The organism is Austwickia sp., assembly GCA_016699675.1.
Taxonomy (GTDB): Bacteria; Actinomycetota; Actinomycetes; order Actinomycetales; family Dermatophilaceae; genus Austwickia.
Genome location: CP064985.1, coordinates 2,644,740 through 2,664,255 on the forward strand (window position 1 = coordinate 2,644,740; position 19,516 = coordinate 2,664,255).

General features: G+C 73.9%; 17 protein-coding genes. 8 read left to right on the plus strand and 9 right to left on the minus strand.

Features of this window, described 5'->3' with window-relative positions; genetic code table 11:
- The first annotated feature begins 2 nt into the window (after positions 1-2).
- Positions 3-752 carry a DUF3027 domain-containing protein gene (locus tag IPK37_12140; protein QQR99740.1) on the plus strand — a complete coding sequence of 250 codons (750 nt, stop codon included), beginning with the start codon at positions 3-5 and terminating at the stop codon, positions 750-752.
- Positions 753-783: 31 nt separating this feature from the next.
- Here the strand turns inward: IPK37_12140 and IPK37_12145 are convergent, their stop codons facing one another.
- Positions 784-1,026, minus strand: coding sequence for a DUF2530 domain-containing protein (locus tag IPK37_12145; GenBank protein QQR99741.1), 243 nt, complete (start codon positions 1,024-1,026; stop codon positions 784-786).
- Positions 1,027-1,196: 170 nt separating this feature from the next.
- Between IPK37_12145 and IPK37_12150 the strand changes: the two genes are divergently transcribed.
- Positions 1,197-1,730, plus strand: coding sequence for a MarR family transcriptional regulator (locus IPK37_12150; protein QQR99742.1), 534 nt, complete (start codon positions 1,197-1,199; stop codon positions 1,728-1,730).
- On the plus strand, positions 1,727-3,034 hold the full coding sequence (locus IPK37_12155; protein ID QQR99743.1) for an MFS transporter: 1,308 nt from the start codon (positions 1,727-1,729) through the stop codon (positions 3,032-3,034). Before IPK37_12150 ends, IPK37_12155 begins: the two co-directional genes overlap by 4 nt.
- Before the next feature lie 197 nt (positions 3,035-3,231).
- Here IPK37_12155 and IPK37_12160 read toward each other — a convergent pair whose 3' ends face one another.
- On the minus strand, positions 3,232-4,341 hold the full coding sequence (locus IPK37_12160) for a citrate synthase 2 (GenBank protein QQR99744.1): 1,110 nt from the start codon (positions 4,339-4,341) through the stop codon (positions 3,232-3,234).
- A 503-nt stretch (positions 4,342-4,844) separates the two neighbouring features.
- Between IPK37_12160 and IPK37_12165 the strand changes: the two genes are divergently transcribed.
- Positions 4,845-5,546 carry a metal-dependent transcriptional regulator gene (locus IPK37_12165; protein ID QQR99745.1) on the plus strand — a complete coding sequence of 234 codons (702 nt, stop codon included), beginning with the start codon at positions 4,845-4,847 and terminating at the stop codon, positions 5,544-5,546.
- Between the two features lie 409 nt (positions 5,547-5,955).
- Positions 5,956-6,738 (plus strand): C40 family peptidase, encoded by a 783-nt coding sequence (locus tag IPK37_12170; protein QQR99746.1) that lies wholly within the window; start codon positions 5,956-5,958, stop codon positions 6,736-6,738.
- Positions 6,739-6,812: 74 nt separating this feature from the next.
- On the opposite strand, the gene IPK37_12175 is transcribed toward IPK37_12170, so the two are convergent.
- The 3 genes from IPK37_12175 to IPK37_12185 are packed head-to-tail and all read right to left on the minus strand — an operon-like array spanning position 6,813 to position 8,220.
- Positions 6,813-7,181 (minus strand): CrcB family protein, encoded by a 369-nt coding sequence (locus IPK37_12175; GenBank protein QQR99747.1) that lies wholly within the window; start codon positions 7,179-7,181, stop codon positions 6,813-6,815.
- Positions 7,178-7,642, minus strand: coding sequence for a CrcB family protein (locus tag IPK37_12180; GenBank protein ID QQR99748.1), 465 nt, complete (start codon positions 7,640-7,642; stop codon positions 7,178-7,180). Before IPK37_12180 ends, IPK37_12175 begins: the two co-directional genes overlap by 4 nt.
- Positions 7,639-8,220, minus strand: a complete 582-nt coding sequence (locus IPK37_12185; GenBank protein ID QQR99749.1) for a universal stress protein — start codon at positions 8,218-8,220, stop codon at positions 7,639-7,641. Before IPK37_12185 ends, IPK37_12180 begins: the two co-directional genes overlap by 4 nt.
- 293 nt (positions 8,221-8,513) lie before the next feature.
- Between IPK37_12185 and IPK37_12190 the strand changes: the two genes are divergently transcribed.
- Both IPK37_12190 and IPK37_12195 read left to right on the plus strand, forming a co-directional pair.
- The gene (locus IPK37_12190) at positions 8,514-9,635 is read left to right on the plus strand and encodes a metallophosphoesterase (protein ID QQS02845.1); all 1,122 of its coding nucleotides are present in this window, start codon (positions 8,514-8,516) and stop codon (positions 9,633-9,635) included.
- Positions 9,632-12,574 (plus strand): AAA family ATPase, encoded by a 2,943-nt coding sequence (locus IPK37_12195; GenBank protein QQR99750.1) that lies wholly within the window; start codon positions 9,632-9,634, stop codon positions 12,572-12,574. Before IPK37_12190 ends, IPK37_12195 begins: the two co-directional genes overlap by 4 nt.
- Positions 12,575-12,746: 172 nt before the next feature.
- Here the strand turns inward: IPK37_12195 and IPK37_12200 are convergent, their stop codons facing one another.
- From IPK37_12200 to IPK37_12210, 3 genes are all read right to left on the minus strand, one after another.
- Positions 12,747-14,402 (minus strand): AMP-binding protein, encoded by a 1,656-nt coding sequence (locus IPK37_12200; protein ID QQR99751.1) that lies wholly within the window; start codon positions 14,400-14,402, stop codon positions 12,747-12,749.
- 109 nt (positions 14,403-14,511) lie between these two features.
- Positions 14,512-15,798 carry an imidazolonepropionase gene (locus tag IPK37_12205; protein ID QQR99752.1) on the minus strand — a complete coding sequence of 429 codons (1,287 nt, stop codon included), beginning with the start codon at positions 15,796-15,798 and terminating at the stop codon, positions 14,512-14,514.
- 1 nt (position 15,799) lies between these two features.
- Complete coding sequence (locus tag IPK37_12210) at positions 15,800-17,512, minus strand: urocanate hydratase (protein QQR99753.1); 1,713 nt, start codon at positions 17,510-17,512, stop codon at positions 15,800-15,802.
- Positions 17,513-17,671: 159 nt separating this feature from the next.
- Between IPK37_12210 and hutG the strand changes: the two genes are divergently transcribed.
- Positions 17,672-18,730 (plus strand): formimidoylglutamase, encoded by a 1,059-nt coding sequence (gene hutG / locus IPK37_12215; GenBank protein ID QQR99754.1) that lies wholly within the window; start codon positions 17,672-17,674, stop codon positions 18,728-18,730.
- Here hutG and IPK37_12220 read toward each other — a convergent pair.
- Entirely contained in the window at positions 18,696-19,439 is a 744-nt protein-coding gene (locus IPK37_12220) for a hypothetical protein (protein ID QQR99755.1), read from the minus strand. The two genes, hutG and IPK37_12220, sit on opposite strands and share 35 nt — an antisense overlap.
- Positions 19,440-19,516 lie beyond the last annotated feature (77 nt).

Below are 19,516 nucleotides of genomic sequence, written 5' to 3' on the forward strand. Positions count from 1 at the left end.
CGATGGTGACCAAGCAGGACGCCGTACTGGCCGCGGCCGTCGATGACGCCCGCGCCGCTGCGGTGCAGATCGCGGAGCCGGGCACGGTCGGCGATCACCTCGGCGTGCGGATGGAGGGCGAGCGCCTCGCCACCCACCTGTTCGCCTGCACTGCGCCGGCGTACCGCGGCTGGACGTGGGCGGTCACCATCGCCCGGGTGCCGCGCGCCAAGCACGTGACGATCTGCGAGACCCACCTGGTGCCCGGGCAGGATGCGCTGCTGGCGCCCGCCTGGTTGCCGTACGCGCAGCGGCTCGCCCCCGGCGACCTGGGCGTCGGCGACGTGCTGCCGTTCATCGAGGAGGATCAGAACCTCGAACCGGGCTTCGAGGCCACCGGCGAGGAGGACGTCGACCGCATGGCGTTCTTCGAGCTCGGGCTCGGCAGGCCGCGGGTCCTGTCGGCGGAGGGCCGCGACAAGGCGGCGCAGCGGTGGTACGACGGCACGCACGGCCCGCACAGCGCCATCGCGGAGAAGGCACGGGAGCGCTGTACGTCGTGTGGCTACTACGTGCCGATGGCCGGCGCCCTGCGCGCCCTCTTCGGGGTGTGCGCCAATGCCTGGTCACCCAGCGATGGCCAGGTCGTGAGCCTAGACCACGGCTGTGGGGCGCACAGCGAGACCGACGTCACGCCGGCCCCGCCGGTGCCGGTGGGGCCGCCCATCGTCGACGAGATGACCTGGGACGTCCTGGCGGACGAGCCGGTCTGAGCCCGTCCAGCGAGTCGGTCCAGCACGCGGTTCAGGCGTCGGCGGCGTTGCCGCGGCCGCGGCGCAGGTAGAGGTAGCCCAGCGCGCCCAGCACCAGCCCGGCCACGCAGCACCACGGCCACCACGAGCGGTCCCCGTTGTGCAGGTCGGGGACGACGAGCGTGACCAGCAGCCCGAGCGCCCACAGCGGCAGCAGCGAGCCCAGCACCCGGGTCGCCGGCCAGCGCAGGGGCTCCGGGTCCGGTCGCCACTCCCGAGAGGCCCGCGCGGTCATGCCCTCAGCGTACGTCGCGCCGTCTCGCACCTCCGGTCGCGGGCTCAACCCCCGGCCCGATGCGCCTGTCGCGCAACGGGCTTGACGCCGCGGCAGAACAAGCCGCAGTTTGTTAGCCTAGGTCAGGATTTCCACGGCGACGTGAGTGTCGCGCGAAAGCAGGTGAGTTGATGACCCCCGACCGCGAGGACGACCACGCCGCGTCGCCGCTGGACCACGCCGATCCCCGTGCGGCCGCCGCTGCGCCCGACCCGCTGGATCGCCCCTCGGAGACCGCGGGCGATCTCGATGAACTCGCGCGCCTCGGGCTCGATCTGCGGCTCGCCTGTCAGCGCATCGCGCGCCGGGTGCGGTACGAGTCCACGCCGTTCTCGGTCGCCCCGCACCAGCTGGCGGTCCTGGCCCGGCTAGAGGACGGTCCGTTGCCGCCGGGGGAGATCGCCGACCTCGAACGGGTCAGCGCGCCGAGCATGACGCGCACGGTGAACCGGCTCGTCGACGCCGGCTACGCCGACCGCACCAAGCACCCCACGGATGGTCGCGTCGTCCTGATCTGCCTGTCCGACACCGGGCGGGCTCTCATCGACGAGGCCCGACACCGCCAGGACCTGTGGGTGACCTCTCGGCTGCGTCAGCTCGGCGAGGAGGACCTGGCGACCGTCGCGGACGTCGTCCGCGTGCTCACCCGCGTCGCCGCCCTGTGAGGGCAGGGCCGACCTTCTCCTCGCTGGCCGAGCGCAACTACCGGCTGTTCTTCGCCGGCGCCCTCGCCTCCAACGCGGGCACCTGGATGGCGCGCACGGCGCAGAGCTGGCTCGTGCTCGTCGAGCTGACCGAGCACTCCTCGAGCGCCCTGGGCTACGTCACCGCCGCCCAGTTCCTCCCCATGCTGGTGTTGGCCCCGTGGGCGGGCCTGATCGCGGACCGGTTTGCCAAGCGGCGCGTCCTGGTGGTCACCCAGTTGGGCATGGGGTTGATGCAGGGGCTGCTCGCCGTCCTCACGCTGGCCCACGTCGTCACGCTGCCGCAGGTCTATGTCCTGTCGTTCCTCACCGGCGCGTTCGCCGCCGTCGACGCCCCGGCCCGGCAGGCCTTCGTGAGCGAAGTCGTCGGGCCGGACCTGCTGCCCAACGCCGTGGGGCTGAATTCCGCGAACTTCAACGCCGCCCGCCTCATCGGCCCCGCCCTCGCCGGGCTGCTCATCGCCGTCGTCGGCACCGGCTGGGTGTTGGCCATCAACGCGCTCTCCTATGTGGCCATCATCGTGTCGCTGACCCGCATGGACCCACGGCGGCTCTTCCCCTCGCCCGCGGCCCGCGGGAAGGGTCAGATCCGGGAGGGCATCGCGTACGTCGCAGCCCGTGGCGACATCCTGCTCATCCTCGCGATCGTGTTTCTCCAGGGCACCTTCGGCATGAACTTCCAGATGACGACGGCGCTGATGGCCACGACGGTCTTCCACAAGGGGCCCGGGGAGTTCGGGCTGCTGGGCTCGATCATGGCGGTCGGATCCCTCACCGCCGCGCTCCTCGTGGCGCGGCGCCAGAACCCGCGCCTGCGGACCGTTCTCGTCGCGCTGGCCGCCTTCGCGGTCACCATGGTCGCTGCCGCGCTCGCCCCGACGTACGAGGCCTTCGCCGTCCTGCTCATCCCCGTCGGCCTGGCCGCGATGACGATCCTGCCGACCTGCAATTCCCTTGTGCAGCTGAGCGTGGAGCCGGAGATGCGCGGCCGGGTGATGGCGATCTACCTGGCCATCTTCATGGGTGGTACGCCGCTGGGGTCCCCGCTGCTCGGATGGATCGGCGACGCCTGGGGAGCCAGGTGGACCCTCCTGGTGGGGGCGGCGGCCGCGCTGCTCGCGCTGGCCGGTTCGCTGGGGTACCTCGTCGGCTACCGCGGCGTGCGGGTGCGCTACCGTCGCGGACAGAGTCCCCACCTCGTGGTGGCGGCCCGTCCGGCCCGACCGATCCCGCCGCCGGAGCCGTTGCCCGAGATCACCCAGTGATACCTCGCGGCCCCGGGCCACGGCCCGCCCGCGGCGTATCAGTCGTTTCCGGAAGGACGTGTGATGACGCCCCATACGCGACGGGTGATCGTGCTCGTGGCGCTCGCCGGCCTGCTCGCCGCCGTGCTGATCGCCCCGCTCTTCCAGCGCTAGGCGGGCGTGGCGCTTCCTTGACCAGGGACAGCCGGGCCAGACGGTCAGCCGGCCAGGCGGTGGCTCGGCGGGATGTCCGTCCAGCCGGGCACGGCGGCCAGGTCACGGGGCCCCTCACCGGCGTACGCCGCGACCGGCCGGATCGGCTGCCCGAGGATCTTCTGCTCGAGGATGTGCGCCGACCAGCCCGCGGTGCGGGCACACACGAAAAGCGCCGTGAACAGCCGCGGCGGCACCTGGGCACCGTGCAACAGCACCGCCGCCCAGTACTCCATGTTCACGCCCAGCGGCCGGTCCGGCCGGCGCTCGGCGAGGGCGTCCAGGGCCGCCCGTTCCAGCTCGAGCGCCACCGGGACCAGCGGTGCCTGGAGGCGAACGGCCAGCTCGCGCACGGCGGCGGCGCGCGGGTCCTCCCCGACGTACACCCGATGGCCGAACCCCATCAGCCGGGCGCCGCTGTCGAGGACGTGCCGGACGAAGCCGGCCGGGTCGCCGGTGGCCTCGGCCTCCTGGATCATCCGCAGCACCCGGGTGGGGGCGCCGCCGTGGAGGGGTCCGCTGATCGCGCCGACCGCCCCGGACAAGCACGCGGCGACGTCGGCGCCGGTGGAGGCGATCACGCGGGCCGTCAGGGTCGAGGCGTTGAGGCCGTGCTCGGCGGCGACCGTGAAATACCCGTCCAGCGCCGCGAGGTGCGCGGGGTTGGCCTCGCCCCGCCACCGGGTCAGGAACCGGCCGACCACGGTGTCGGCCTGGCCGATCTCGTGTTCGGGCACGAACGGTTGGTCGGTGCCGCGGCCGGATTGGGCGATGAACGACATGGCCATCGTCGAGGCGCGGCCCAGCTGCTCGCGCGCCGTGGCGACATCGATGTCGTGCAGCGGGCGAAAGCCCCACACCGGGGCGAGCATGGCCAGGGCGCTTTGGACGTCGACGCGCACGTCACCGGTGCGGATGGGGAGGGGGAATCGCTCGGCGGGTGGGAGTCCGGCGCCGAAGCGGCCATCGACGAGCAGCCCCCAGACCTCGCCGAACGTGACCCGCCGCACGAGATCGGCCACGTCCACGCCGCGGTAGCGCAGCCGACCGGAGGCGCCGTCGGCCTCGGCGATGGCGGTCGGCATCGCCGGGATGGGATCCGAAGGGGCGGCCATGCCGCCTATTGTCCCTGACTTCTCCGAAGCAGCGACCAAGGGTGCCGCGGGGGCGGGCGCGGGGGGGCGGCTGCACGAGGATCCGGGCACGCGGAAGGGCTGAGTCGAAACGACTCGGCCCTTCGACGACCGGTGCCAGGGTGGGCCCGGTCGAGGCGCCGGCAGCCAGGGGGTGCGCCAGCGCGCTCTTTTTTTCTGACCGGCGGGCGTGACCCAGCTCGGGGGTCCTAGGCCACGTCCGCCCGGCGTGATTGAAGGCTAAACCACGGGCCGAAGGCACGGCAAGTCTTTGCCCAAACTGAACTCTGCTCCCGTTCAAGAGTCTTGGCGGCCGCTAAGGCGGGCGTTCCGGGCGGGTTGATCGCACACGGGTCGGGGCGGGGCGTGGGGCGGGTCCATGGTGGGTCTCCGGTGGGCGGCCAGCCCATGGTCCCCGCCGGGATCGTCGGGCGGCCAGGCCGGGCCATGGGCGACCACGCGGCGCGAGCTGAGAAGATGGGGGCGTGACGGAGCTCATCGACACCACGGAGATGTACCTGCGGATCATCTTCGAACTCGAAGAGGAGGGCACCCCGGTCCTGCGCGCCCGCATCGTCGACCGGATCGGTCACTCCGGCCCGACCGTCTCGCAGACCGTGGCGCGCATGGAGCGCGACGGCCTGCTGTCCGTCCAGCCCGACCGCAGCCTGCTGCTTTCCGACGAGGGTCGCCTTCGGGCCACTCGGGTGATGCGCAAGCACCGGTTGGCCGAGCGGCTGCTGGTCGACGTCATCGGGTTGGAATACGAACACGTGCACGCCGAGGCCTGTCGCTGGGAGCACGTGATGAGCGACCGGGTGGAGCGCAAGATCCTGGAGCTGCTCGACGAGCGCCGGCAGAGTCCCTACGGCAACCCGATCCCCGGCCTGGCCGAGCTGGGCATCACGCCGGACCACGAGATGCGCTCGGTCGTCGTGCCCCTGGCCGAGCTCGACGGCGCGGGTGAGTGCCGCGTCGAGGTACGCCGGGTGGGCGAGCCCGTGCAACACGACGCCGCGCTGCTGAGCCTTCTGCAGGAGGCGGGTGCCGTCCCCGGTCAGCGCGTCGACGTGCTCGCGCAGGGCGGCCGGTGGCACATTGCCGGGGCCGAGGCCACGGTCGAGGTCTCCCGGGAGGTGGCGGCCCAGGTATGGGTGACCCTGCCCCGTCCCCTGGGCCACCTCTAGGGCCGCGAGCTCGGGCCAGGAGCGGGGCCGACTCGGCCGTCAGGTCACGGTTGTGACTCATTTCACAGTAACGTCCGGAACTAATTGTGACCTGGGATTATCCGCCATTCACGGAGGCTTTCGTGACCTTACCTTGCGCTTTTCGTGATGGGAACGTGACATTGCGCCGAACCAACGGATAGCGTCAACCCGTCGTCCACCCCTGGGGCGGCTCCCGGAGCGGAACGCCTAATCCTGCCTGCCGTCGCCGGGAATCATTTGTCACACGCACAGGCAGGAGCGGGGGACCCACACGGGGTCTCTGCGAGACCTAGGGGTGAAGTCGCGGGCCCTTCGACCGCGGCCGGGCAGCATCTCCAGCCCGAACCCGACAGCTCACCTCGCAGGCGGCTGGAGAGGTTATCCCTTCGTGTCCACATCTGCTCAGGGGCGCCACCGCGCCTCCGGTCGCCTGAATCCCGTTCATTCCCTGTCGGCGGCCCTGGTGCGCGGTGCCCGTCCGGCGCTGACCGCCACCGCCTCGGTCGCCGCCGCGGGTGGCATGGTGGCCGCCCTGTCCGGCCCCGCCAGCGCCGCACCCGCCGCCCCGCAGGCTCCGTCCTCGGAGTCGGTCGTTCTCTCCGGCATCAGCTCTGCTCGGGTCTCCTACGGACTGCAGTTGGTCAACCCGGCCCCTGCCGTGGCCCCGGCGAAGACCACCTTCAAGACCGTGACCGTCGCGAACCGTCAGCGGCCGGCCGCCACCGTGGCCGCGACCACCACGACGACAACCACGACGGCGCGCACCGCGACCGCGACCGCCGCTCCGGCCGCGCGCGTCAGCACCGTCGCCGCCAACGTCGGTGCGGCTCCGGCCCCCGCCCGCGGGGTCCTCGGCATCGCCGCCGGCCTGTCCGGCATCCCCTACTCGTGGGGTGGCACCAGCACGGGCGGCTTCGACTGCTCCGGCTACACCCAGTACGTCTTCCGCCAGGCGGGCATCTCCCTGCCGCGCACCGCGGGCGCCCAGCGCGCCGCGACGCGGTACATCTCCCGCGCCAGCGCCGTGCCCGGCGACTTGGTCTTCTTCGGCACGTACCACGTGGGCATCTACGCCGGCGGCAACATGATGTACGACTCGCCGTCCTCCGGGGGCACCACCGGTCTGCACAGCATCTGGAGCAGCGACGTGACCTTCGGTCGGGTCGGCTGACGCGACGACGTACCACCTCCCGCGCCGGCCCCGACGTCTTCGGACGTCGGGGCCGGTGTCGTGAGCGGGCCGAGCTAGAGCAGGGAGCCCAGCGCCAGGCCAGCGGCGGCCGCCGCGACGGAGAGGCCGACCATCGCCAGGGCGAGCCCTGCCGCCGTGCCGCCGCGTCCGGCGCGCGCCAACCGCACGAGTTCGACGCTGGCTGTGCTGAACGTCGTGTAACCCCCGAGCAGACCCGTTCCCAGCACCGACCGGAGCTCCTGCGCGCCCGGGCCGTGCCGGGCCGCACCGGCGACGAGCACGCCCAGCAGCGCCGAGCCGGTGACGTTGATGACGAGCGTGCCCACGGGGTAGCTGCGCCGGTTGCGGGCGGCCAGCGCGCTGTCGACGACGAACCGCAGGACGGCACCCACGCCGCCCGCGAGCGCGATGAGCAGGATCATCGGCGGCCCGCGTCCGGTCCGCTCGCGCGCTGCGGGAGGGCCTCGGCCAGCAGGACTCCCAGCCAGGCCGCGACCAGGCCCGCCAGGAGACTGGCGGCGTCGTACGCCGTCGCCAGCACCACCTCACCGTCCCGGCCCAGGGCGGCGGTCTCGACGGCGAACGTGCTGTACGTCGTGTACCCGCCGAGCACGCCCGTGCCCAGCGCGAGCCGGGTCAGCCGCCGGGCGCCTTCGTCCGGCCCCCGCAGGGCCAGCGCCTGCAGCACCAGCCCGAGGAGGAACGCCCCGGTGACGTTGACGCCGAACGTCACCCAAGGCCATCCCCCGGGCGCGGGCGGGAAGGCGGCGGCCAGGAGCGCCCGGGTGAGCGTCCCCACCGATCCGCCGGCGGCGACGGTCAGCAGGAGCGCGGGTCGAAGGTACGCCGGCCGGCGCCGCGAGCCCTGCGGTGCCGCGGTCACGACCAGGGTGTCCGGGCGTGCCAGTCGACCACGCTGAGGGGGACCACGAGCACCGGTCGATGTTGGTGCTGCGAGAGGCGGTGGGCCAGTGAGGAGTCCAGGAATTCGTGGGCCCGGGCGGTGAAGCCGGGGCGGTGCGTGCCCACGACGTACGCGCTCGCACCGACCGCTCGTGCGAGGTGGGTGAGCGCTCGGTCCGGCCGGCCGGCCAGGTAGTGGAACGCCCAGCGGACGGGCGCCGGGCCGGACGCGGGGCCGAACGCTGCGCTGCGCTCCTCGGCGGGCCCCAACGCCGCCTCCAGCTGGGTCCGCAGCTCCTCCTCGCGATCGCGCCACGAGTCATCCACGCCGTCGACGTCGAGCGCGGTGTGGGTGACCGTCCCGTCCGGCAGCTCCTCGACGATCGCGCGGGTGGGGTCGACGTACGCGCAGTGCAGGCCGGCGCCGAGCGCGAGAGCCCAGGTGGCCGCGGTGCGGACGACGAGGTCCGGCTGCCCGGGGGTCACCGCGACGACGAGCGGGTGCCCCGCGACAGGCGCGATGCGCTCGATGCTCGGCTGGGGCGGGGGAGTCGACATCGAGGCGGGCCTTTCGGGCGGCGCTGCTGATCGAGGACGGCGGGCGGTGCTGATCGCTGGCGGCGGTCGGCGGGGGTCGCGTCATCCTACGCCGCCCACCGCTTCGGGGCCGTGAGCAGCGGCGACGGGTCGAGTCCGGCCGGTGCGGAGCGTTGCCGAAGCGTTGTCGGTCGACCCGGCTAGCCTCGCTGTGAAGGCTCGGTCGAGAGCGCGGACGGCGAAGGGAGGTGCAGGTCGTGTCGAGTCAGGGGGCGGATCGGGGGCGCGAGGGCGGCCGGACGCAGGGGAGCGGCGTGCGCTTCCTGCACACCAGCGACTGGCAGCTCGGAATGACCCGGCACTTCCTGGAGGGGGAGGCTCAGGCTCGGTACGCCGGGGCGCGGCTGGACGCCGTTCGGGCGCTCGGCGCCCTGGCCCGCGACCGTGGCTGCGACTTCGTCGTGGTGGCGGGCGACGTCTTCGACTCGAACCTGCTGGCCACCCAGACCGTGCGTCGGGCACTCGACGTGCTCGCCGCCCTGGGGGTGCCGGTGTATCTCCTGCCCGGGAATCACGACGCCTACAACGCGGCGACGATCTATCGCAGCGCGGTCTTCACGCGCGAGTGTCCGCCGAACGTCCACGTCCTGGCGGGCACGACGCCCACGGTCGTGGCGCCGGGCGTTGAGCTGGTGGCTGCGCCGCTGGCGTCCAACATGCCGCTCGGGGACCCGACCGTGGCCGCCCTGGCCGGCCTGGCGGCCGACGGGACGCTTCGGGTGCTCGCGGCGCACGGGCAGGTCGACGTGTTGTCCCCGGACACCCCGAGCCCGGCCGCGATCCGGCTCGCGACGCTGGAGGCGGTGATCGAGGCCGGGACGGTGCATTATGTCGCGCTCGGCGATCGGCATTCCCGGCTCAGCGTCGGTGCCACCGGCCGGGTGCACTACAGCGGGTCTCCGGAGGTCACCGACTTCCGCGATACCGCGGCCGGCGACGTGCTCGTCGTCGACCTGGCCCGGGACGGCACGGTTCGCACCGAGGCGGTCCGCGTCGGGCGGTGGCGCTTCCTCGACTGGACCCACAACGTCGACGGCCGCGACGACATCGAGACCCTCGACGCGGAGCTGGCGGGCCTTCCGGAGGCCGACCGGACGGTGGTGCGGCACGCCCTGATCGGCACCGTGTCGCTGGCCGACAACGCGGCGCTCCAGGAGGTCCTCGATCGGCACGCCGATCGCCTGGCCGGGTGCTTCCCCTGGGAGGCCTACACCGACCTGGCGGTGTGCTGCGGGGACGACGACCTGGCCGGCATCGGGGTGGCGGGTTACGTGGGGGCCGCGGTGACGGAACTGCGGCAGGCCGGGCGCACCGACCCGCGGGCGGGCGACGCGCTCGCCCTGCTCTATCGCCTGGCGAGGGCGGCCGCGCGATGAGGATCCACCGCCTGCGGCTGCGCAACGTGAAGGGCGTCGAGGACCGCGAGGTCGTCTTCCCCGATCGGGGCGTCATCGTCCTGGAGGGACCCAACGAGGTCGGCAAGACCACGATGCTCGAGGCCCTGGACGTGCTGCTGGAAGAGAAGGACAGCAGCCGCAAGCGCCATGTCGTCGCGCTGCGGCCGGTGGGCCAGGACGTTCCGACGGCCATCGAGGCCGAGCTGTCGTCGGGTCCTTATCGCTTCCGCTACCGCAAGCAGTGGTTCCGGCAGCCCGCCACCGAGCTGCACGTCACCTCGCCCCGGGTGGAGCAGCTCTCCGGCGTGGCCGCCCACGACCGCGTGGCCGCGATCATCGCCGAGACCACCGACGTGGCGCTGTGGCGCGCCCTGCGCCTCATGCAGGCCACCGCGCTGGGGCAGGTGGAACTGTGCGGCAGCACCGCCCTGTCAACGGCCCTGGACGCGGCGGCCCAGGCGCTGCTCGCGGCGGACGAGGCGGCCCATGATCAGGGCGCCGACCACGACGGCCTGGGGAACGGCGAGGCAGCCGACGAGTCATCCGACGAGCCGCTCGACAGGTCGGGCGGCGGATCGGCCGGCGGATCGGCCGGCGGCTCGGCCGCTGGGTGGGGCCGCGGGGGCGCTGGGCGTCCGTCGGCGCTCGACCGGTCATCCGGCGGGTGTGCGGACGAGGGCGGTGGTGCGGCCGGCGGTGATGCCGCTGCCGACAGCTTGGTGGCCGCGGCGGAGGCCGAGCTGGCGCGTTACTACACGGCGGGCCGGGGCCAGCCCACCGGGGAGTTCCGGGCGGCGCTTGACGCGGTCGACGCCGCCACGGCGGCGGAGCGGGCGGCGGCCGGCACGGTCGCCGAGGTCGAGGCGGACGTCGCCCGGCACGATGAACTCGTCGTCGAGGCCCGTCAGGTCACCCGCGCCCACGAGGCGGCCGTGGCCGACGCGGCCGCCCTGGCGGACCGCTGGAGTGCGATCGGGGCCCTCGAACAGCAGCACGCCGACGCCCGGCGTGACGCGGCGACTGCGGACCGGGAGGCCGAGCGGGCCCGGGAGCGGCACGCGGAGCGGGCGCGCCTGGTCGCCGACATCGAGCAGCGCGCGGAATCGGTGCGCGTCCACGAGCAGGGCGTGGCGCTCCTGGTGGAGACGCTGGGTCCGGACGAGGCCGCCCTCGCCGAGGCGGTGACCGCCCAGGCCGAGGCCGCCGCTCGCCTGGATGGGCACGCCGTCCGGGTCCGCCGGGCGGAACTGAGCGAGCAGGTTGCCCGGTCGGCCGCCGAGGCCGCCGCGCTGGCGGATCGCCTGGCCCGGGCGGAGTCGGTCGACCGCGAGCGACGGGAGGTCGCCGCCGAGCTCGCCGGGACCGCGATCGATGAGCGCACGGTGCGGCGGGCGGAACGTGCCCTCGCCGCCCTCGATCTGGCCCGGTCCGACCACGAGGCGGACAGCGCGCGGGTGAGCGTGGCGGCACTCGATCGGGACCAAACGATCCTGATCGACGGCACCGAGGTGGTTCTGGCCGCGGGGCAGGAGTGCGAACGGACGCTGGCCAGGGAACTGGAGATCGTCCTCCCGGGCCGGCTGGCGCTGCGCTGGCATCCGGAGTCGGCCGCGGCGGCGCGGGCTGCGGCGGTCTCGGCCGCGGAGGAGGAATTCGCCGCGGCTCTGGCGGCCGCAGGCGTGTCCGACCTGGAGGCGGCCCGCGACCGACTCGATCACCAGCGCGCGCTGACGGACCGACTGGCCCGCGCGACGGACCGCCTCGCCGACGTCCTCGCCGGGGCCACCCTCGACCGGCTGCGCGACGACCTCGCCGCGGCCCAGGCCCAACGGGCCCGGGACGAGGAGGCGTTGACGGCTCTGGACGGGCTCGAACCACGCGCTCGGGACCAGGAGGCGCCCCCGGACGCCGCTGCAGGCGCCGCACCCGAGGCCGCGCCGGATCTGGCCGACCTGCGCCGTCGTGCCGAGGCGGCGGCCGGGGAGGTTGCGGGGCACGCAGCGCGGGTAGAGGCCCTGCGCACCGCCGTCGCCGAGACCCGGATGACGCAGGCACGGGCCGAGTCCCTGCTATCGGCCGCTCGCCGGGAACTGACCGGTGCGCAGGACCGGCTCGCCCGGCTGCGTGAGACGGACGACGACGCCAGCCTCGCCGCGCTCCTGGCCGACGCGGAGGACGCGCGACTCGGCGCCCGCCACCGTCTCGCCGCCGCGACCGCGGCCCTGGACGGCATCGACGTCGAGGAGACCCGCCTACGGGCGCAGGCCGGTGCGGAGGCCGTGCGCGCCTCGGCCGAGCGGGTGGGCGCACTCCGCGACCAGCGCCTGGCGATCGAGGCGCGGCTGGAGCACAGCGGGCGGCAAGGTCGGTACGACGCGCTCGAGGCCGCGCGCGGCAACCTGGAACATGCCGAGCGCAAGCTCGCGTCCGTGCGGCGGCGTGCCGAGGCGGCCCGGCTGCTGCACGACACGCTGCAGTCCCATCGGGCGGCCACCAAGCGCCGCTACGTCGCCCCGTTCGCCGCGGCGATTCAGCGCCTCGGCAAGGTCGTCTACGGGCCGAGCCTGGACGTCGAGGTGAGCGAGTCCCTCGCCATCGAGGCCCGCGTCCTCGACGGTGACCGCATCGGCTACGACGCCCTGTCGACCGGCGCCAAGGAGCAGCTGGCGATCCTGACGCGGCTCGCCGTCGCCACCCTCGTCGACGCCCAGCAGGGGGTGCCGGTCGTCATCGACGATGCGCTGGGCTACAGCGACCCGGGCCGGCTGCGGCGCATGACCGCGGCCTTCTCGCTCGTCGGCGCCGATGCTCAGGTCATCCTGCTGACGTGCACGCCCGGACGGTACGACGGAATCGTGGGCGCCCACGTCATCCGGCTGGATGCCCTAACCGCGCCCCCGGTCCGCGCGGCGGGCTGACCCGGGTTGACCGAAGAAGTGACCACGCACGATCCTCCGTGGTCACAACCGCAACCATGGTGATGGTTTGTGGTCAGAGCTGGCGCTCCGTGGTGATGGGACACGCAAAACCGCAACCATGGTGATAATTCCTGGCCCAACCGGGCGTGGCGCGGTAAGCAGACCCGCCGGCTCAGGCCGATGCGCGGGACGGGGTTCGATCCGCCGGGAGCAGGCCATTCAGTTGGCGACGCATGATCTTGCCCGCGTCCGAGCGCGGCACCCCGTCAACGAAAGCCACCCCGACGAGGTGCTTGTAGTCGGCGGTCCGGTCGGCGACGTACCGCAGCAGCCCCTCCTCGCTCGGTCCCGGACCGGCGCTCACGTTCCGCACCACCAGCGCGAAGGGCCGCTCGTCGCTGTCGTCCTCGACGATCACGCCGGTCACGGCGGCGTCGGCGACGCCCGGGTACTCCCGCAGCAGCGCCTCTAGCTCGGCCGGCGGCACCTGGAACCCGCGGTTCTTCAAGACCTCCTTGAGCCGGTCCACCACGCGCACGCAGCCTCGGTCGTCGACCGTGACCAGGTCGCCGGTGTGCACCCACCCGTCGGGGTCGAGCACCTGGGCCGTGGCCTCGGGCCTCGCCAGGTAACCGGTCATGGCGTTCGGCCCCCGTACCAGCAGCTCGCCCCGGGCGCTCGTCCCGCCCGGCGGCGGGGCCGCGACGTCGTCGCGCGTCTCCGGGTCCACGACGCGGAAGTCGATGCCGGGCAGGGCTGTGCCCACCGACTCGACCGGCATGTTGGCCCCGGGCCGCTTCATGTGGGTGACGGGGGACATCTCGGAGAGCCCGTACCCCTGCAACAGCTCCACCCCGAGCCGGTCGCACACCGCGCGCGCGATCGCCGGGTTGAGCGCCGCGGCCCCGGAGACGATGACCCGCAGGTGCGTGAGCCGGGACGGATCGACGCACGGATGGGTGCCGAGCATCGTCGCGATCGGGGGGACGATGAACGCCAGCGTGATCCGCTCCTCGGCCAGCAGGGTGAGGGCCTTGCTCGGACTGAACCGGCGCATCGTGATGACCGTCTCGCCCCGGACCAGGCTCCCGAGCAGCCCCGTCGTGAGGGCGTAGACGTGGCTGAACGGCAGCAGCGCGAGGGTCCGCTGACCCCGCCGGAGGCTGAGCGCCGTCGAGAACTGCAGCGTGTTGGCCACCATCGCCCGATGCGACAGGATCACGGGCTTCGGCACCCCGGTCGTCCCGGAGGAGAACGGCAGGCACGCCGGGTGCGTGGCCGGGTCGATGTCCACGTCGAGTCGCATGTCGGGATGGGCGAGCAGATCCTCGTACGTCGTACCAGGCGGGCACGTCGTCGCGGCGTCCCCGCCCGGCCCGTCCGCCCCGCCCACCACGACGAATCGGTCCGCATCGAGGCAGAGGTCCGCCGCGGCGGGCGCGCTCACCGCCAACAGGTCGGCGTGCGTGACCAGCATCCCCGCGCCGGCGGTCAGCATCTGGGTGCGGGCCTCGTCGAGGGTCTGCCCGGCCGGGATCAGGGTCGTCGTGGCGCCGCAGGCGCTGACCGCGAGCAACACCACGGGGAACTCGACGCTGTTCGGCAGGTGCAGGCCCACCACGTCGCCGGGTCCGATGCCGAGGTCCGCCAGTGCGGCCGCCACGCGGCTGACCTGTCCGGCCAGCTCGCCGTACCGCAGCTCCTGCCCCGAATCCCCGTCCCGCACCGCGACGCGGGCAGCGTCGACCCGGGCCACGGCGTCGAGGACACACTGGTCCAGCCGTTGCTGGGGGACGTCGATGTCGGGGTCCTGGCTGCGATATTCCAACGCGACCCTCCACCTGTGCGGTCGTTCAACTCCATGGTAAGCGTCTTAACGCGCAGGTCCGCACAGGCCCCCGGGCTGGACGTATCCATGTCGTGAGCGACCGTCCCGATCAATGCAGCCGCTCGCCGGCGCGCCACACCGCCCAGGTCAACGGCATCCCCGGCCGGTACGCGAGGTGCGTCGCCGACGGCGCGTCCAGCACGTGCAGGTCCGCCCGCGCGCCGACGCGCACCATCCCGACCGGCGCCGCCCGGCCGTCGCGATGGGTGGCGTCGCCGTGGAAACCGCCCTCGGGGGAGCCGCCGGCGTCGGGGCTGGCGTGGGAGTCCGGGTCGCGGCGCAGGGCGCGGGCTCCGCCGTACGTCGCAGCGCGGACCGCCTCGGCCACGGTGAGCCGCATCTGCAACACCGCGGTGGCGACGCAGAAGTTCATCGAGCTGGTGTAGCTCGTGCCGGGGTTGCAGTTGCTCGCGATCGCGACCGTGGCGCCGGCGTCCAGCAGGTCCCGCGCGGGGGCCAGCGGCGCCCGGGTGGACAGGTCGCAGGCGGGTAGGACGGTGGCCACCACCTCAGAACTGGCCAGGGCGTCGACGTCGGCGCTGCTCACGTGGTTCACGTGGTCGACGCTGGCCGCGCCCATCTCCACCGCGAGCCCCACCCCGCCGGAGTGCCCGAGCTGGTTGCCGTGCACCCGCAGCCCGAGCCCGGCGTCCCGGGCCGCCGTCAGCACGCGGCGCGACTCCGCGACGTCGAAGGCGCCCTCCTCGCAGAAGACGTCAGCCCAGCCCACCAGGTCTTTGACGGACTGCAGCATCGGCCCGCAGACGAGGTCGACGTACGCCGTCCGGTCGTGCCCCGGCGTGCCCCCGGCGTACTCGCTCGGCACCAGGTGCGCCCCGAGGAAGGTGACCTCATCGACGTACTCCGCCGCCAGCCGCGCCGCCCGATTCTCCTCCGCCAGCGAGAGCCCGTAGCCGGTCTTGGTCTCCAGGTACGTCGTGCCGCCGCGCACGGCCTCGCGCACCCGGCTCGCCAGCAAGGCCCGCAGCTCGTCGTCGCTCGCCGCCCGGGTGGCCGCGGTGGTGACGCCGATGCCGCCGGCGGCGTAGCTCTGCCCGGCCATCCGGGCCGCGAACTCGCTCGCCCGGTCCCCGGCGAAGACCAGGTGCGAGTGCGAATCCACCCAGCCGGGCAGCGCAGCCCGGCCGCCGACCTCGCAGGGGGTGTCCGCCGCCGGCGCCGCGGCCGCGGGGCCGACCCAGGCGAACCGGCCGTCCTCGATCACGACGGCCGCGTCGGCGAGCACTCCGCAGCCGTACCCGAGCGCCGGGTCCTCCGACACCTGTGGGTCGACGCTCCACAGCTCGCCGATCCCGGTGATGAGTTCGCTGCTCATCTCAGGCCCGCGGCGTCGGGGTCATCGGCACGCGCACGCCGCGCTCAGTGGCGACGTCGGCGGCGCGCTCGTACCCCGCGTCGACGTGCCGCAGCACCCCCATCCCGGGGTCGTTCGTGAGGAGGCGTTCGAGCTTGGCGGCGGCGAGTTCGGTCCCGTCCGCCACACCCACCTGACCCGCGTGGATCGAGCGCCCGATGCCGACCCCGCCGCCGTGGTGGATCGACACCCACGTGGCGCCCGAGCTGGTCGAGACCAGCGCGTTGAGCAGCGGCCAGTCGGCCACGGCGTCCGAGCCGTCGGCCATGCCCTCGGTCTCCCGGTAGGGGCTGGCCACGGACCCGGAGTCCAGGTGGTCGCGGCCGATGACGATCGGGGCCTTGACGAGTCCGTCGCGGACCAGCTCGTTGAAGCGCAGTCCGGCGCGGTGCCGCTCGCCGTACCCCAGCCAGCAGATCCGGGCGGGCAGCCCCTCGAACTCGACGTACTCGCCTGCGGCGTCCAGCCACTGGTGCAGGTGGGCGTTGTCGGGGAAGAGCTCCTTGATCGCAGCGTCGGTGACCGCGATGTCGGCCGGGTCGCCGGAGAGCGCCGCCCACCGGAACGGGCCGAGGCCCTCGCAGAACAGCGGCCGGATGTAGGCGGGGACGAACCCGGGGAACTCGAACGCCCGCTGGTAGCCGGCCTGCCGGGCCTCGTCGCGGATCGAGTTGCCGTAGTCGAAGACCTCCGCGCCCTCGTCGGCGAATTCCACCATCGCCTGGACCTGCGCCGCCATCGACTCGCGGGCCTTCTTCGTGAAACCGGTCGGGTCCGCCTCGGCCTCCGCGCGCCACTGCTCGAACGGCAAGTCGCTCGGCAGATAGGACAGCGGGTCGTGCGCGCTGGTCTGGTCGGTGACGATGTCCACGGCGACCTCGCCCGCGCGGTGGCGCCGCAGCAGCTCGGGGAAGACGTCGGCCGCGTTGCCGACGAGGCCCACCGACAGCGCCCGGCGCTCGGCCTTGGCCGCGGCGACGCGCCGTACGGCGTCGTCCACGTCGTCGGCGATCTCGTGCAGGTAGCGCTTGGCCACGCGCCGTTCCAGGTGCTGCCGGTCGACGTCGACGACCAGCACGGCGCCGCCGTTCAGCGTCACCGCCAGCGGCTGGGCCCCGCCCATGCCGCCGCACCCGCCGGTGAGGGTGAGGGTGCCGGCCAGGGACGGCTCGCCGTCGGCCTCGGGCAGGCGACCGGCCTCGCGGAGCTTGCGGGCGACGGCGTAGAAGGTCTCGTACGTGCCCTGCAGGATGCCCTGCGTCGCGATGTAGATCCACGAGCCGGCGGTCATCTGGCCATACATCATGAGGCCCTCCGCCTCCAGCCGCCGGAACTCCTCCCAGGTCGCCCAGTCCGGAACCAGGTTGGAGTTCGCGATGAGCACGCGCGGCGCCCACTCGTGGGTGCGCAGGATGCCGACGGGCTTGCCGCTCTGCACGAGCAGCGTCTCGTCCGGCTCGAGGTCGCGCAGGCTCGCGACGATCGCGTCGAACGCCGCCCACGAGCGGCACGCCCGGCCGGTGCCGCCGTAGACGACGAGGTCGTCCGGCCGCTCCGCCACCTCCGGGTCGAGGTTGTTCATGAGCATCCGCAACGGGGCCTCGGTCTGCCAGGACTTGGTCGAGATCTCGGTTCCGCGGGGGGCGCGGACCTCGCGGGCGCCGGGGAGGGCCATGGGTGCTCCTGACGTGGGGCGGATGGACGTGCTGCAAACCCATGCAAGCGCGTCCGGTCCCCTTTGCGCCACGGCTGCGGCGGCGCGCGTGTCTCGGATCGGAGACGGTACGTCGGGAGCGGCGGGCCGCCGGGCCCCGACCGGGGGAGGATGTGGCCCATGGAGCCCTCCCGGTGGATGCCGACCCCCGACGGCGTATGGTCCGGCCGCGTCGACGGAGACGGTCCCGAGCACGCGCGGTGGCACCAGGTCGTGACCGCAATCCGGCCCGCGGGCCCGACGGGCGGGGCACCCGGGGCGGACCGGGCGGCGGGCAACGACCCGGCCAGCGACGTGGCCGCCGACCCGGCCGGCATCCCCGCCGGCGACGTGGCCTTGCTCGGGTTCGCCTCCGACGAGGGCGTCCGCCGCAATCACGGCCGTCCCGGTGCGGCGCTGGCGCCGGACGCGATCCGGCGGGCGCTGGCCCCCCTGGCGCTGCACCGCACGGGCGCGCGGCAGGGCACCGCCGCGCTGCACGACGCCGGAACCGTGGTGGTGGCCGGCGACGACCTGGAGGGTGCCCAGTCGGCGCTGGGCGACGCCGTCGCGGGGCTCCTCGACACGCACCGGCTGGTCGTGGTGCTGGGTGGCGGCCACGAGACGGCGTACGGCTCCTTCGTCGGCCGCCGCCGCTCCGCCCGGGGCCGCGCCGCGCACACCGGGGTGATCAATCTCGACGCCCACTTCGACCTCCGCGACGCCCCCCGCGCCTCGTCGGGCACCCCGTTCCTGCAGATGGCCCGCGACGACGCGGCCGCCGGGCGCGCCTTCGACTACACGGTGCTCGGCATCGCCGCGCCGTCGAACACCTGCGCCCTGTTCGAGACGGCGGACGCCCTCGACGCGACGTACCTGCTCGATCGCGACTGCCAGCCGCACCGCCTCGACTCGGTCCTGCAGGTGGTGGACGCGTGCGTCGCGGACGCGGAGCTGGTCCACCTGTCGATCGACATGGACGTGCTGCCGGCGGCGGTGGCGCCGGGGGTAAGCGCGCCCGCGGCGTACGGCGTACCGATGGAGACCCTGCTCGCCGTCGGCGAGCACGTCGCGGCGAGCGGCAAGCTCGCCGTGCTGGACGTGGTGGAGGTGGCGCCGCCGTACGACGTGGACGGCCGCACCGCCCGCGCCGCCGCCCGGCTGATCAGTTCGATCGTTGAGGCGCTGCAGGGGCACTGACCGGCGCGGAGGCATTCGGCGGGGGAGCCGTCGCCGGCCCCGACGGGTCGGCGGGGGCACCGGACCCGGCCGAGTCCGTCGGGGACGTCGTCCTCGGCGGGCTGGGCTCCGGACCCGACGTGCCCGCGCCGTCGGTCGGCGTGGACGTCGGCCCCTCTGTCGACGTCGCGCGCGGGGCGGACGTCGACGACGGTGTCGCGCCGGGAGCCGTCGGGGAGTGCGTGGCGGGCTCGGGGCTGACGACCCGGCCCACGCTGGTGCCCGACTGCTCGGTGGCCGAGACCGGATGCCCGAGGCCGAGCTCCAGGGCGGTGATCGCCACGACGGCCAGGAGGAAGGCGGCGCCCGCGGCGCCGACCCACCAGCCGCGCCGGCCCGGGAACCGCGGGTTGCGTGAGGGCGCCTCGGAGCCGAGGCCCGCCGCGGACGACCCCCGCGGGGACCATGAGCCGAGCCGTCGTACCTGGGCGTGGGTCCGCTTCGCGAAGCTGGTGTAGTAGGCCGCGCCGATCGTGGACACGATCGAGGCCACCGCCGCCCCGATGAGCGTGCCCGCGACGCCGAGCCGGGAGGCCACGAGGGCGGCGCTCACAGCGGCGCCTGCGCTGCCGATCACCTGGGCCGACGACGGGCGAACCCGCTCGGCCTCCTCCTCGGCGATCTCCTTGGCGTCTTGCTCGGCGGTCGAGCCGGTCCGGGTGGTGCTCATGGTGCTCTGAGGTTCCTTCGGTCGGGTCGCCCGGTCATGCTCCGGTGCGGGACTTCGGTTGCGGTCACAGCAATGGC